We start from the raw sequence: 13,723 nt of genomic DNA, 5'->3' as shown, positions 1-13,723 counted from the left end.
CAATGTGATATCTGTTTCGAACAGCAAGTTTTGAATCCGTTCCTGTGAGATACGCTTCAACAGCAATGATTTTAGTTTCAATAGAAATTTTAGTCATAAGAAAACCCCGAAAGTTTGTTTCAACTTTCGGGGTAAAGGTCACACCAATAAATTCAAAGTGTCTTTTTATGGCTTGAACAAACGTGGATTTGTGCGTATTTCAAGTAAGCACTATGACGACTCCAGCGTTAGATTTAATGTTAAAAATAATGGGAAACTAAGAAATGGCGATAAAGTAAGCATTGCCGTCCCTTCTGAGTTGTTTGATAAAGAAGGTGTGAACTATACTGGGTCTCATTCGATTACTGCTACTGTAAGTGGCTTGGTTGATTCGGCTTCGATAAGGAATGTCGATAAGGTTAACGAGTTGACCGATTCTATAATTAATGATCATTTCAAAAGTGATGATTTTTCTAAATATTCTAATTGGCTAGTAAATATCTTTTTGGCAGCCCCGAGTGATTCAGATAAAAGCAGCGGATACGGATCATGGGGTTCTTCGACATCAAATCAAAATGATTCAGACGTGACTCTTAATGCCAAATCTTCCAGTTATAATGATAGGTACAAGGTGATTGCTTTATACCGGGTCACGAAATCTTATGATAATAGTTCAGACGAAGATAACTCTGAATTACATGAAGTTGTTTTATCAGATTTAAAGTTATCAGGTGGTCAGCTTAATGTTGGTGATATTTCTACTAAAGATGATAGCAATGTTAATGATGTTAGTGATTTACAATCCGTCGAATTACATGACTTAAATGCAAATGGTATTCAATAAAAACACCATAGCGATAATATAAAAGAGGCCATAGCAGTCATGATCTGCTATGGCCTCTTTTTAAACAAATGTCGCCTACTATACGTCAGGTTAGGAATAGCGTCTGGTGATTACGGAGAATATAAAAACCGTTATGGCAGAAAAGTTAACCCGTTGGTTTAATGCTGACTAAATGAAATAAAGATTATATTAATTATGCCGAGTAACGAAACCGCACCATTATAAATTAAGTGTGTTGCAATATTTTGCCAAATGTTTTTATGCGCTATAAGATAAACAATCTGGAAGATTGTACCAGCTAAGAAATAGAAAATTAATGATGAATAATTTCCACTAACGTTATTGAAGTGCACGAGAGCAAACAATAGATTTGAAAATACTGAGACAACAATGTATAGAATTCTGTGCTGACTGAATGGTTCAATTAAAGCATGGTGGTATACAATTTCTTCAGTAAATGGCTGTAATAATGGTATTAAAAATACGATTATGGTAGGCAACGTGGTGGATAAGAAATCTATACTTTGCAGTCCGCCGTTCATGTCATGATTAAAGTAAAGGCTTAAATATCTAGAAAGTGGAATGATAAGTAAGATCATTAAGATGCTAGTACCTATGGCATAAAGCAAATTACGCCATAGGTGACGTCGCCAGTGAGGCCAATCTTGCTTTAAAATGCCATCTGACCAGTAAAAAATAGCAATTAAAAAAAGTGGTACATAGATGAGCGCTGCAATGGCTACAGCCGTCCATGTAGCAAGCCCATTTGTTGATTGAACTTGCCAATGGGGAAATAACTGATCTGGTAAAAAAACTAGTGCAGGAATTAAAAGAAGTGCACTGAGCCATTTGATAATCGGATTTTTCATCAAGTTCATCATTTGTAGCGTACCTCCAAGAATTTTTGTGTAATGTTTTCCGCCCGGGAAATGAGATGGTGTAGTTCTGCTGATTTTACACATATATTGCATAGATAAACAAAACGTGTATAAAATGCTACTAAGTGGTTTTTAAAGAGGTTCGACCTCCATCGGTGGCATCTTGGGCTCCTTAATGAAGTCTTTCTTGAGCCTTGAAAAAGGCTTACCAGTTACTAAGGCCGATGTAACAGCGCCTGTAATCGTTTGGTGAAACAGGGTTATAAAAGGATGTTCTGAACCTGCACACTACTTATTTGACTGATCAGTAATAATGGATCATTTACTGAGGAACTTACGGATTGTGGACGATATGTTGTTTAATGATGGAGAATTACAAGGAATTGACGGGCTAATAGATAATTGGCATGGGTGAATATATATCCAGATCGTCAATGGTTGTACTTTGTACTTACTTAATAGAAGCGTTTTTGTTGACGTAATTTAGCGACAATACTACAATAACAGGATCCATCATTGATGGGCATGTAAGTATCTTTGCTATGGTCACAATAGCTAAAGATCGCTGAGGCTAATTAGGTGCCGTCTTTGACGTATCAATGCGGTTTTCAGTGGTGCTACCTGGATTTATACAGGAGGAAAACGAATGAAAAATGATTTAAGTGTTGCATACAGAAATCTTAAGAGCCCAAATATTAAGACCAGAAAAAAGGCCCTTCAGATCATCAAAAATCTAAGAAAAACCGGAAAATAATGTCAGGTCTTTCTTAGATTTTGCGCCATTGAAGGTTCAACGAAATTGTTTTTTTAGATGTTAGGTCGTCACCCATGAGGGGTGACGACCTTTTTTTAATAAATAACATAATCGGGTGTGCACAGCATTCGGAGGAACTTTCGGAAGTAATGGAAAGGGTCATTTTTAAGTTGTAAGGGCCTACTCGCTTTTATTCCTATCTGGTTTCTTTTAATAAAGCACCAGTGTGTTTGCCATATGGTTATCTTTTTGCGCGGATTATCTTTGTCCAGAAAGTAGCATAAAGGGAAACTCCGGTAATCATTTTCGTTGATCACAACAAAACAATCATGTTGCTAATGCGCACATGGATAAAGTTTGGTAAAGTAATGATTCGAGTAACGAATTAAAATGCTTTTAAAAAGACATCTTAGGTGGAGACGTAATGACAGCTCGAAAAGGAAAACGAGTTAAACCAATCCTGGTAAGTATATTTAAAGGATCAATGATTGCTAGTCCAATAGTGATCGTTATTTGCTTAGTTGGTGGTCTTGTAATAGCAATTTTTGCGGGTGTACTTGGTGGCAACGTGAAACCTGAACATTATCCATCTGCTGAAGCATTTAGGTCAGCAGTTCGGGCTGATTATGAGCCAGAAAAAATGGGTTCTTATTACCCAGAAAACTATGTGATTCCGGGAGATTATGGGAGGCTTTCACTGCCACAACGTGAAGGGAAGAATCTAACAAAAAATCGCCTGTCGAAGACAAAAATATTAAAAATGAGCCCAGATGAACAAGTTGAGACGGTCGAACTTGTTGGAAGTAAGGGCGCAAAACATTGGCATGTGGAACGAGGGGCAATTGGACCATTAATTGCTAAAGAAATTGCTGATCAACAAACGCTGGAACGAGACTATAAAAAACAACCGTTTTTGACTAATCTCGCAGCATTGCTTGGAAAGTTGACTGGGATTCTTTGTTTTGTTTTTGCGATTGAAGTCCTTGTCTACGTTGGAGTTCATTGCATTACTAAAATTGGCAAGGTTTTGAGCAAGAAGTAGCTTTTTTTCAGATGATGGCAAAATAAAACCGGCAGAAAGGTCTACCGGTTTGCGTAAATTATAACTGCCGCAACGTTGCGGTCTGTGTTGCCGTTAGCTGGGCTTTTTTAGCGTCAAGGGCAAGGTGGTGGGCATCGTTTAGTGCAATCACCCGGTCCACGAGGGGAGCGGTTTTAACGTAGTCGTGGCTTGAGATGATTAACGTTTTGTTGTGATCATGGAGGGTTTTAAACAACGCTGTGAGTTGCTCCTGGTAGCCAATGGAGAGACCGTTAAAGGGCTCATCCAGGATAATTGTTTGCGGGGACATGGTGAGCACGCTCCCAAGGGCGACCAATTTCTTTTCACCACCAGATAACTGGTAGGGGACGCGGTCGCGTAACGCGGCGATGTTCAGCAAAGCCAACGTATCTGAAACTCGCTGATCGACTTCTTCAGTTGCAAGCCCAAGTTGCGTTGGTCCGAAAGCAAGTTCTTGTGCGACCGTGTCGTTAAATAACTGAATGTCGCTGTTTTGAAACACCAGGCCGACCGACTGACGAATGACGTTTAAATCTGGCTCCTGGTGATCAAAGGTGTAATGACCGTTTGTCGGTTTCAGCAGGCCACATAAAATTTTAAAAAGGGTCGATTTTCCGGAACCATTTGGCCCCATGATTGCAACGGCCTCGCCTTGACTGATGGTAAACGTCAGGTCCACTAAACCTGGGGTGGCGTCGTAATCGTAATTAACGTGTTCGAAGTTAAACAAGGCGGCCTCCTTTACTTTGCTAAAAAAATGGCAATGCCAATAAAGCAACCGGTTTGCACCAAAAGCAACCAGTCAGTCGGAACGATTCTAAAGTGACGACGGGCTGGTTTTTCTGTGTAGCCTCGTAGTAGCATGGCTTCATATAATTCGGTCGCTTGTTTTCGACACTGAAGGTACAAACAGCCAACCAGATTTGTGTAGATCTGAATGGGATGATGGATGGTGCCACAGCTTCGTAACCACACAGCTTGTAACCGGTCATGAAGATCCTGGCTGAGGACATGGCTGTATTTAATGGTAATGTCGAGGGTCAAAATAAAGATGCTCGAAACGCCAAGCTGGCGAAGAGCAACCACAAGTTGTGACCAGCCGACGCGGTGACGAAAAATTTGCAGGCTGAAGATGATCAGTACTAATTTTGCCAACCAGAGCCACGCCATCTGATTGTGATTAAAGAGAACACTTGGCCACACAATGAGAGCCCCAATGAGGGCACCACGTAACGTTTGGAAAAATGTTTCGGTAATTACCTTCGCCGGCATGAAAAGTGCGAGAAGGAGCTGAAATAGCGTCAAAAACCAGAGCAAGAAGAGGCTCCGGCAGGTAATCGTAATTAGAACCAGCGTTAGAAATGACAGTAACTCTGCCCATGCGCTGGCAAACGGTTTTGCGACGTGTGATGTTTTGTTAAAATGGGCCAGCACATGAGTCAGTGCACGAACGTTAGTACTGATGAAACGGTTGGCGGTTGCTGGACGTTGGTAAACGGTGGTCTCATCAAGCCACGCTGGTAGGTTATTCATGGCGTCTGGCCCCGATAAGGCGAACTGCGAGGGCGATGACGATCAAACAGGTCCCTGCGGAGAGTAAGTACCCCATAACCGGTGATAGCCCCGTCACACCGTAATTAGCGAACACTGCGTGATACTTGATTCCGTGGCTCATGCCCGCTGGAACCTTTGCCAGCATGTGATTGCTGCGTAAGTGGGCCATGATTTCCTGGTTGTTCCATTCGCCCCAAGCACTGCCCGACGCCAATAAACCAAGCGGCGAAAGGAGAGCAAGGATTCCTAAAACGGGGAATGTGACACGTTCAAGCCGTGATGTTGTTGGCAATGAGTAGAGATCTTCTGGTGCATGACGACTGACAAATTGATAGACCAAAAGCGTCACGAATGCTTCGATCCAGCCAATAACTAGTGCGTGCGCGCCAACCATGGCGGGGACACTGATTGATAGTGGGTAGGGACAATAGAGCGGCTGATGATTGGCAGTGTGGAAGAGAAGTGGCTGAAGACCTAGTTCAATGCCGGCTGCTAGTGCCGCAATGTTAATGCTAACGTACCCTGCAACGAAACTTCCAGCGCGGGGGTGGCCGAGTCGTTTGCCAATTGAAAAGAGCAGGTAACCGACAAAGGGCATAATGAAGCCCATGTTAAAAACGTTTGCGCCATACGCCAAAATGCCGCCGTCACCAAAGATAAACGCTTGAAGCAATAGTGCGACGGAAATGGCCAAACAGGCTGCCCACGGACCTAACAAGATGGCAAGAAGCGCACCGCCGACAGCATGTGCTGTTGTACCACCGGGAATGGGCACATTAAACATCATAAGGAGAAAAGCAAAGGCAGCACCAGTCCCGATGAGGGGAACGGTCTGCTTTTTTTCTTTGATCTGGGCATGGACCTTCTTGATGGAAATTGCCCAGATGGGTGCCATGGTGGTGAGTAACGTTAGACAAGTGGTGGGACTGAGATAATTATCTGGAATGTGCATAAAGGGCTCCCGATTAATGAGTCATTATGAATTAAATTAATCGGCAATGTTATCCAAAAGGTAGCTAACGTCCTTGATGAGAAATTTATGGTCCGTTATTTCAATGACGTGATGATCACGCAAGGATTTAAGCATGCGGTTAACGCTACTGCGTGTGCTGATGCCAGTAAAGCCAACGATGTCTTCATTTGTCACGACGAAATCAATGAGAATCCCATCGTTTGTGTGAACACCAAATAAATCAATCAAGCTATATAAAAAGGCGCATAACGCACCGTTTTTCCCATTCATGACCATCCGTTGTAAACGATAGATATTTTCAGAGAGTTTCTTCCGATAGTAGTTCTTCACGTACTCCTGGAGTTCAGGTGTTGAATTGACGTAGTTCCAGAACGTGACCCGGTCGATTTGATAGAAGGTTGCTTCCTCAGATTCAATGCGAACGTTAAACGGTTGCTCGGTAAACTTAGAAATTTCATCACGCAGCAACGAAATGACGTCTGGTTTCGCAATGTAAGAGATGTTGTACTCACGGCCATCTTGCAAAATGATCGAGTTTTTAATGACACCATTGATAAGAACATACGTAAAATGTTCTTCCAATCCATGGTAGGTCAAGTACGTGTGCCGTGATTTTTTGATTTTCATCACGTGTCGTTCTTCAAGAAAGTTAATTAAAAATTCTATATCTGTTAGCGCCATTACATACCTTATTAAGCCTTTCTTGCTGTTTAATTCATAATGCTGAACCTGATTATAGTGGTTTGGCAAAAGCAAAAGTTAACAAATGGTACACACTTATGATCCGTCCATTTGTTGTTGACGTTGGTTAATAACTGGGTGGTCTATATGCATTATAACAATAACGAACGACCACACATTCCAAATAAATTTCGGGAAGGAAGCAACATTTTGGTATCAATTAAATTACCATATGACCGTCAAACAATTACGGCCACCATTAGTGATGAAAATTTCGCTGGCAAGCTTGTTTCAGCTGCTGCAACTTATAAAGCAAGTAAGGGGGAGGCAGAATTAGTTGAAGCGTCGCTCGATAATCCAATTGCGAGTCCTAGTTTAGAGGAACTGGCTAAGGGGAAAACCAACATTGTCATTATTTCGAGTGATCATACCCGTCCTGTTCCGTCACACATCATTACACCGATTTTATTGAAACGAATCCGAAAAGTTTCACCAGATGCGCGGATCCGAATTTTAGTTGCCACCGGATTCCACCGGCCATCAACACATGAAGAATTGGTCAATAAATACGGGCAAGATATTGTTGATAATGAAGAAATCGTGATGCACGTCTCAACGGATGACGCGTCAATGGTTAAGTTAGGAAAGCTCCCATCTGGTGGTGACCTGATCGTAAACAAAGTTGCGGTTGAAGCTGATCTGCTAATTTCCGAAGGATTCATTGAATCTCATTTCTTCGCTGGCTTTTCTGGTGGTCGGAAGGCTGTGTTGCCCGGTGTTGCCAGCTATAAAACAATTATGGCCAACCACAGTGGGGAATTTATTAACGACCAGCATTCACGGCCGGGGAGTTTGGACCACAACATGATTCATAAGGACATGTTGTATGCTGCTCAAAAAGTGGGGTTGAAGTTCATTTTAAACGTCGTTTTGGATGAAGATAAGCACATCATTGGGTCGTTTGCCGGGGACTTGGATAAGGCACACCGAACGGGTTGTGAATTTCTTGAAACATTATCACACGTTGACAAAATTGAATCTGATATCGCCGTTTCCACAAATGGTGGCTACCCACTTGATCAAAATATTTATCAGGCCGTTAAGGGGATGACCGCGGCCGAAGCCACCAACAAGAAGGGTGGCGTCATCATTATGGTTGCTGGTTGTCGTGATGGTCACGGTGGGGATGGTTTCTACCATAACATTGCGGACGTTAAGGACCCCCAGGAGTTTCTCGATCGCGCCGTTAATACACCACGGTTAGAAACGGTGCCTGATCAGTGGACGTCACAAATTTTGGCACGGATCTTGGTTAACCATCACGTCATCGTCGTGTCCGACCTGGTTGAGCCAGCGTTGATCACGAACATGCACATGGACTTAGCCAAAACCTTTGATGAAGCCTTGGAAAAGGCGTATGAAATCGAAGGTGCGGCGGCAAAGGTGACCGTCATTCCTGATGGTCTTGGCGTAATCGTCCAGTAATTGGAGTAAGGAGAAACTTTTGACAGGTGATGTTTTAAAACTATTACAAGCGGTGTCGCAACATGAAATCGGTGTTGATGAAGCCTTAAAAACCGTTCAGGCACAAACGAGTGAAGACCTTGGTTTTGCAAAAGTTGACCTATCACGGGCCCAGCGAAACGGCGCGCCCGAAGTGATTTACGGTGCCGGGAAGACGGCTGCCCAGATCATTGACATTATGTCAGCCCTTAAGGACCACGGGCAAAACGTGCTCTGTACCCGGCTAAACAACGAGAAGTACCTTCAAATCAAGGATCATTTTCCCGAAGCAACGTATCACCAAGACGCCCACATTTTGACACTGATGGTTCATGAGGTTGTTGAAACAAAGAGCACCATTGCCGTTGTGACGGCGGGGACCTCAGACATTCCGGTGGCTGAAGAGGCAGCCGTAACGGCCGCAATGTATGGTAACAAGGTCGACCGGATTTATGATGTTGGCGTTGCTGGAATTCACCGCTTGTTTGATCATTTACCGCAGATTCGTCAGGCCAAGGCCGTTATTGTGATTGCTGGTATGGAGGGCGCACTGGCAAGCGTGGTCGGTGGTCTCATCAGCACACCACTGATTGCGGTTCCCACCTCGATCGGCTACGGAACAAACTTTGGCGGGGTCACTGCGCTAATGACCATGCTCAATAGTTGTGCCTCAGGAATTACTGTCGTCAACGTCGATAACGGCTTTGGCGCGGCCTATTCTGCAAGCATGATCAATCACTTGTAAAGGGAGCAAGAAATGAAAACACTTTATTTGGACGTGATGTCAGGGATTTCTGGTGACATGTTTCTTGGGGCCTTACTGGATTTAGGCGTGGACCTTTCGGTGGTGACGGCCGAGTTAAACAAGTTGCCGCTCGATCACTATTCGGTGACTGCTGAACGGGTGGCCAAGAGTGCCATTTATGGGACAAGTTTCAAGGTGACAGTGGCTAACGGAACGATCGATACAGGATTTACTGAGGAACATGAGCACCATGAGGCTAACCACGCACTGACGCCTGGAGAACCCGCGCATCCGTATGTGAAGCCAGAAGCCGGGCACCATGAACATCACCACCATCATCATGATGCCCGGCATTACGAGGACATTGTTCACATGATTACTGACGCTGACCTTAGTCCGTTTGTAAAAGACCACGCGCTTGCAATTTTTAAGGAAATTGCGCTGGCCGAAGCGACGGTTCACCAAGTGACGTTAGCCGACGTTCATTTTCATGAAGTCGGGGCGATTGATTCAATCATTGACATCGTGGGCGGATGTATTGCCTTAGAGCAGCTGCATGTTGACCGCGTCATTGCCAGTTCATTAGTTGACGGAACAGGCTTTATTAACGTTGCCCACGGGCGGATGCCGGTGCCTGTTCCCGCTGTGATGCAGATGCGGGCAGGCACGGCAATTCACGTTCGGCAAAACGTTGATGTGCATACTGAACTCATTACGCCCACCGGCATGGGCATTGTAAAAACAATGGTGAAGTCTTTTGGACCACTGCCAGGAAACATGGTCGTGGACAAGGTGGGTTACGGCTTTGGGACGCGTGAGATTGGTCAATTAAACGCCTTACGGGCGTTATTATGCACCAGCACATCGCTAAGTGACCGGGTGGTGACCGATGAGGCCGATGAAATCATCACGTTGGCGGCCAACATTGACGATCAAACAGCTGAAAGTTTAGCACCTGTCATTGACCAGTTGCTAGAAGCCGGTGCGTATGATGCTTACTTCGAGCCGATCCAAATGAAGAAGAACCGGCCAGCTGTGAAGTTAACGGTCATCGGTGCCGTTGCCGACCGGATGGCATTAACACGGGTGGTGTTAACCCAGACAAGCACGGCGGGGGTTCGTTACCAAACGATGACGCGGTGCGTGATGGCGCGAACGTTTACTTCCTTGATGACAGAGTTTGGGCCAATTCGAATTAAGCACTTAACGTACCAAGACATTACTAAAATAAAGCCAGAGTTTGTTGATTGCCAAGCGGCTGCGATAGCACATGAGGTGCCACTTCGCGACGTCTATCAGGCGGTGTATCAACAACTTGGGACACAGACAGAAAATTAGACACTTTGGAGGAACTTTTCAGTGGGACATCAGTTACTAGCTGAATTCATGGGGACAGCGTTGATGGTTATATTTGGGGTCGGCGTTCACTGCGACACCGTATTAAACAAAACGAAGTACCATGGGTCAGGTCATTTATTCGCAATTTCAACATGGGGCTTCGGGATTTCGGTTGCTCTGTTTATTTTTGGCAATGTTTATCTCAATCCAGGAATGGTGTTAGCACAGTGTATTCTTGGGCACGTTTCATGGAGCCGGTTCATTCCGTATTCACTGGCTGAGGTCGTGGGCGGAATTGTTGGGGCAATTATCGTTTGGATCATGTACAAGGATCACTTTGATGCCTCTGCTGACAGCGTTGACCCCGTTGACATTCGCAACATTTTTTCAACGTCACCGGGAATTCGCGATTTACCACGCAACTTTTTCTCTGAATTTGTGGCAACGTTTATCTTCATTACCGGGATCTTAGCCATTGCGGCCACGAAGGAAACAGCCGGAATCGATATTGGTGTTGGGGTGCTTGTGTGGGCTGTCGGAATGGGCCTTGGTGGGACCACCGGGTTCGCGATGAACCTTGCGCGTGACATGGGCCCCCGAATTGCGCACGCGCTCTTGCCCATTAAAAACAAAACGGGAAATGATTGGCAGTACGGAATTTTAGTTCCAGGAATCGCACCATTTTTTGGGGCTGCAGCAGCAGCTCTGTTTATGAAAACATTTTGGGGTATGTAGTTAGTCACTTAGACAAGAAAGTCAGGAAATCATGATGACATTAACAGAAAAGAACCGGGTTTTAACAACAACTTTAGCAGATATGGGAACGGTCTTAGTTGCCTTTTCCGGCGGCATCGACTCCACGGTTGTTTTGAAAGCGGCCCTGGATACACTTGGTCAGGATAACGTTTTGGCTGTTGTCGCAAATTCAGAATTATTTACCGACGATGAATATAACAAAGCCATTCAGTTAGCTAAACAACTTGGGGCAAACGTTGAAGGCGTCACCCTGAACTACTTGAGTGATGAACACATTGAAAATAACACACCAGAAACCTGGTACTATTCAAAGAAAATGTTCTATCAACGGATGAATGAAATTGCTGCTGCCCATGATATTCACCACGTCTTGGATGGGATGATCATGGATGACAATGATGATTTCCGTCCTGGGTTAGTTGCTCGGAATGAAGCCGGGGCAGAATCAGTGTTACAACTGGCTGATTTCTATAAGACAGACGTTCGCGCAGCTGCGCAAGAAATGGGTTTGACCAACTGGAACAAGGTTGCGTCATGCTCAGTTTCATCACGGTTTGAATACAACACGAAACTAACGTTGGCAAAAATCAACCGGGTTATGGCAGCTGAAAAGGCATTGCGGCAACTTGGTTTTCCAACGGTGCGGGTTCGTGACCACGGCGAAATTGCACGGGTTGAGGTTCCAAGTGACCAATTGACCGACTTTACGGCACTTGCAGCAACGATCAATGATCAATTACAAGCATTCGGCTACGAATTTGTGACGCTAGATCTGGCTGGTTTTAAGTCAGGGCGGATGAATGAACAACTGGATGAAGCGACAAAAGTTGCCTTAATGGCCTAAAAAGGTATTGAATTCAAAAAGCGATTCTTCTGATTAATTGGAAGAATCGCTTTTTTGAATTTATTGTGCTAAACCAACTATGGTCAGAAAAATTTAATGTGTTAAATGCTTCTGGATAAGCGTATTTCTTGAGTGCCCAATAAAAACTGATTATGATGTAACCAGTAAAGGAAATGGAGGTTATATGATGAAAAACATTTTATTAGGGATCAGTTTAGCTGCCAACGTTGCATTTTTGTACTCGCTCTTGCAAGATGATAATCGAATGAAAGAGATTCAGTCATCATTAGATAACCTAAGTGACCAAGCAGAGGGAAAAGTTAAGCAAGTCAAGGGTGCATTGACTGGGGATACTGGTGATAAGATTAGCGGCAATGTGGAAGAAGGCATTGGCAAATTGAAAGAAGATCTAAATTAATCACGGACGTTTAAAATCGCATTTAAGTGCGATTTTTTTATTGAGTTAACGATGGATTTTAAAACGGAACATTGTTAGAGGGTGTACGTGTAGTGAATGAACAAGACCAGATAAACACGCTGGCTAAGTTGATCTTAAATCCGGGAACGCGGGCGTGGGAACGTGAACAGTTAGTAACGACTAAGCAACAAATTGAAAATGGGGCCAATGTGAAAGCAAGTTTGGCCACCTTGGAAAGTAAACTCCGACCGTTAGCCGTGCGCGATAATTTGACCCCGGATTTAGCGGATTATTACGCGGAACTTATCCATAATCAACCACAAATTGCGGCTTACGATTTTGCCCGGCATGAGGCGGCTGTAAAGGATGCGCGGTATGATGTTGCCGTGTTTGCTGGCGGATGTTTTTGGTGCATGGTTGAACCATTTGAAACGCGGCCCGGAATTATTTCCGTTATGTCCGGGTATACCGGAGGTCATGTTGATTCGCCGACTTACGATCAGGTTATTTCACAGACAACGGGACACGTTGAAGCCGTTCAAATTGTGTTTGACCCCAAGGTGATGACTTACCAGGCACTGGTTGGACTCTTTTGGCAAATTATTGATCCGACCGATAACGCGGGGCAGGTGAACGATCGCGGTGAGGAGTACCGCCCGATTATTTTTGTGCGTAATTCTGCACAACGGCAGGTGGCTGAGGCGTCAAAAGAACAGCTGATTGAATCTAAGCGGTATCACCGTCCGATTGTGACACCAATCGTTAACGCCAGCACGTTTTGGCCGGCAGAAAACTATCACCAACAATTTTATCTAAAACAGACAAAACGGTATCGCATGATGGAGCGGAGTCGCCACCAGTACTTTGCGTGGCAGCGGATGAAAAATTGGTTTAGTCGGCATGTAAGCCGTCCGTAGTGGATGATCAAAATAATCGAGAACGAATTTTTTTAATGGCGCTCGCTTCGTGATAGACTACTCCCATAATTAGGGAAGGAAGTCTTTACGATGTTAGACGTCATTGATTCCATTCACCGTTTGCAGTGGACGGTTGACCACCATTACGCTCATATTGAAGCCCAGCATGACTTTATGCGTGCTTGGGCCGTTCAATTTGAGTTAGCATACACTGATTTTCGCGTGATCCAAATGGCATTACAGTTGAGTGGTGAAAAACAGCATCCGCTGTTAAAACAGTTTGCGGCCCAATATGAAGAAATTTATAAATATGAATATGTCTTTGCTGGGAAAGGCTTGGATGCATTTAATGACCAATTTGGCCGTGATTTGAGCGCCTATAAAGAAGCAGTTGGGGCTTTTGACGAGACCATCCAAGCCATTATTGCACTTCAGTGAGTTTTCGCAGACGGGACTATGGGCACCTTAAAACTTAG

Annotated in this window: 16 protein-coding genes; 11 read left to right on the top strand and 5 right to left on the bottom strand. The window is 44.3% G+C overall.

The genetic code is table 11. From position 1 onward, the window contains the following. Positions 1-172: 172 nt before the first annotated feature. Positions 173-823, top strand: a complete 651-nt coding sequence (locus ACKTR5_RS08800) for a hypothetical protein (RefSeq protein ID WP_407880872.1) — start codon at positions 173-175, stop codon at positions 821-823. A gap of 158 nt (positions 824-981) precedes the next feature. On the opposite strand, the gene ACKTR5_RS08795 is transcribed toward ACKTR5_RS08800, so the two are convergent. Then, positions 982-1,704 carry a CPBP family glutamic-type intramembrane protease gene (locus tag ACKTR5_RS08795; protein ID WP_407880870.1) on the bottom strand — a complete coding sequence of 241 codons (723 nt, stop codon included), beginning with the start codon at positions 1,702-1,704 and terminating at the stop codon, positions 982-984. 643 nt (positions 1,705-2,347) lie between these two features. Here ACKTR5_RS08795 and ACKTR5_RS08790 point away from each other — a divergent pair. Continuing rightward, entirely contained in the window at positions 2,348-2,455 is a 108-nt protein-coding gene (locus tag ACKTR5_RS08790; protein WP_407880868.1) for a putative metal homeostasis protein, read from the top strand. 424 nt (positions 2,456-2,879) lie between these two features. Continuing rightward, complete coding sequence (locus ACKTR5_RS08785) at positions 2,880-3,497, top strand: hypothetical protein (protein ID WP_407880867.1); 618 nt, start codon at positions 2,880-2,882, stop codon at positions 3,495-3,497. 58 nt (positions 3,498-3,555) lie between these two features. On the opposite strand, the gene ACKTR5_RS08780 is transcribed toward ACKTR5_RS08785, so the two are convergent. The 4 genes from ACKTR5_RS08780 to ACKTR5_RS08765 are packed head-to-tail and all read right to left on the bottom strand — an operon-like array spanning position 3,556 to position 6,726. Continuing rightward, entirely contained in the window at positions 3,556-4,248 is a 693-nt protein-coding gene (locus tag ACKTR5_RS08780; protein WP_407880866.1) for an energy-coupling factor ABC transporter ATP-binding protein, read from the bottom strand. Positions 4,249-4,259: 11 nt separating this feature from the next. Beyond that, a complete protein-coding gene (locus tag ACKTR5_RS08775) occupies positions 4,260-5,051 on the bottom strand; it encodes a hypothetical protein (RefSeq protein WP_407880865.1) in 792 nt (263 codons plus the stop codon). Beyond that, entirely contained in the window at positions 5,044-6,024 is a 981-nt protein-coding gene (cbiM, locus tag ACKTR5_RS08770) for a cobalt transporter CbiM (RefSeq protein WP_407880863.1), read from the bottom strand. The genes ACKTR5_RS08775 and cbiM overlap by 8 nt, the downstream gene beginning before the upstream one ends. A gap of 36 nt (positions 6,025-6,060) precedes the next feature. Then, entirely contained in the window at positions 6,061-6,726 is a 666-nt protein-coding gene (locus tag ACKTR5_RS08765) for a Crp/Fnr family transcriptional regulator (RefSeq protein WP_407880862.1), read from the bottom strand. Between the two features lie 210 nt (positions 6,727-6,936). Here ACKTR5_RS08765 and larA point away from each other — a divergent pair, with 210 nt between their 5' ends. The 8 genes from larA (at position 6,937) to ACKTR5_RS08725 (ending at position 13,685) form a co-directional block, all read left to right on the top strand. Continuing rightward, complete coding sequence (gene larA, locus ACKTR5_RS08760; RefSeq protein ID WP_407880860.1) at positions 6,937-8,211, top strand: nickel-dependent lactate racemase; 1,275 nt, start codon at positions 6,937-6,939, stop codon at positions 8,209-8,211. A 19-nt stretch (positions 8,212-8,230) separates the two neighbouring features. Further along, on the top strand, positions 8,231-8,974 hold the full coding sequence (larB, locus tag ACKTR5_RS08755; RefSeq protein ID WP_407880859.1) for a nickel pincer cofactor biosynthesis protein LarB: 744 nt from the start codon (positions 8,231-8,233) through the stop codon (positions 8,972-8,974). A gap of 12 nt (positions 8,975-8,986) precedes the next feature. Then, positions 8,987-10,312 (top strand): nickel pincer cofactor biosynthesis protein LarC, encoded by a 1,326-nt coding sequence (gene larC / locus ACKTR5_RS08750; protein WP_407880858.1) that lies wholly within the window; start codon positions 8,987-8,989, stop codon positions 10,310-10,312. A gap of 21 nt (positions 10,313-10,333) precedes the next feature. Further along, positions 10,334-11,047, top strand: coding sequence for a D/L-lactic acid transporter LarD (larD, locus tag ACKTR5_RS08745; RefSeq protein WP_407880856.1), 714 nt, complete (start codon positions 10,334-10,336; stop codon positions 11,045-11,047). Between the two features lie 31 nt (positions 11,048-11,078). Beyond that, on the top strand, positions 11,079-11,912 hold the full coding sequence (gene larE, locus ACKTR5_RS08740; RefSeq protein WP_407880854.1) for an ATP-dependent sacrificial sulfur transferase LarE: 834 nt from the start codon (positions 11,079-11,081) through the stop codon (positions 11,910-11,912). Between the two features lie 187 nt (positions 11,913-12,099). After that, positions 12,100-12,330 carry a CsbD family protein gene (locus tag ACKTR5_RS08735; protein ID WP_407880852.1) on the top strand — a complete coding sequence of 77 codons (231 nt, stop codon included), beginning with the start codon at positions 12,100-12,102 and terminating at the stop codon, positions 12,328-12,330. Positions 12,331-12,422: 92 nt separating this feature from the next. Beyond that, positions 12,423-13,247, top strand: coding sequence for a peptide-methionine (S)-S-oxide reductase MsrA (gene msrA / locus ACKTR5_RS08730; protein ID WP_407880850.1), 825 nt, complete (start codon positions 12,423-12,425; stop codon positions 13,245-13,247). Positions 13,248-13,337: 90 nt separating this feature from the next. Then, a complete protein-coding gene (locus tag ACKTR5_RS08725; protein ID WP_407880848.1) occupies positions 13,338-13,685 on the top strand; it encodes a hypothetical protein in 348 nt (115 codons plus the stop codon). The last annotated feature ends 38 nt before the right edge of the window (positions 13,686-13,723 follow it).

This window comes from Furfurilactobacillus entadae, assembly GCF_045862745.1.
GTDB lineage: Bacteria > Bacillota > Bacilli > Lactobacillales > Lactobacillaceae > Furfurilactobacillus > Furfurilactobacillus entadae.
Note: the sequence above shows the minus strand (reverse complement) of the source record. Positions and strands in the feature narration are given on the sequence as shown.

Coding starts and splice junctions, on each gene's coding strand:
- ACKTR5_RS08795 (WP_407880870.1), bottom strand. CDS start 1,704: ATGATGAACTTGATGAAAAATCCGATTATCAAATGGCTCAGTGCACTT.
- ACKTR5_RS08790 (WP_407880868.1), top strand. CDS start 2,348: ATGAAAAATGATTTAAGTGTTGCATACAGAAATCTTAAGAGCCCAAAT.
- ACKTR5_RS08785 (WP_407880867.1), top strand. CDS start 2,880: ATGACAGCTCGAAAAGGAAAACGAGTTAAACCAATCCTGGTAAGTATA.
- ACKTR5_RS08775 (WP_407880865.1), bottom strand. CDS start 5,051: ATGAATAACCTACCAGCGTGGCTTGATGAGACCACCGTTTACCAACGT.
- cbiM (WP_407880863.1), bottom strand. CDS start 6,024: ATGCACATTCCAGATAATTATCTCAGTCCCACCACTTGTCTAACGTTA.
- ACKTR5_RS08765 (WP_407880862.1), bottom strand. CDS start 6,726: ATGGCGCTAACAGATATAGAATTTTTAATTAACTTTCTTGAAGAACGA.
- larC (WP_407880858.1), top strand. CDS start 8,987: ATGAAAACACTTTATTTGGACGTGATGTCAGGGATTTCTGGTGACATG.
- larE (WP_407880854.1), top strand. CDS start 11,079: ATGATGACATTAACAGAAAAGAACCGGGTTTTAACAACAACTTTAGCA.
- ACKTR5_RS08735 (WP_407880852.1), top strand. CDS start 12,100: ATGAAAAACATTTTATTAGGGATCAGTTTAGCTGCCAACGTTGCATTT.
- ACKTR5_RS08725 (WP_407880848.1), top strand. CDS start 13,338: ATGTTAGACGTCATTGATTCCATTCACCGTTTGCAGTGGACGGTTGAC.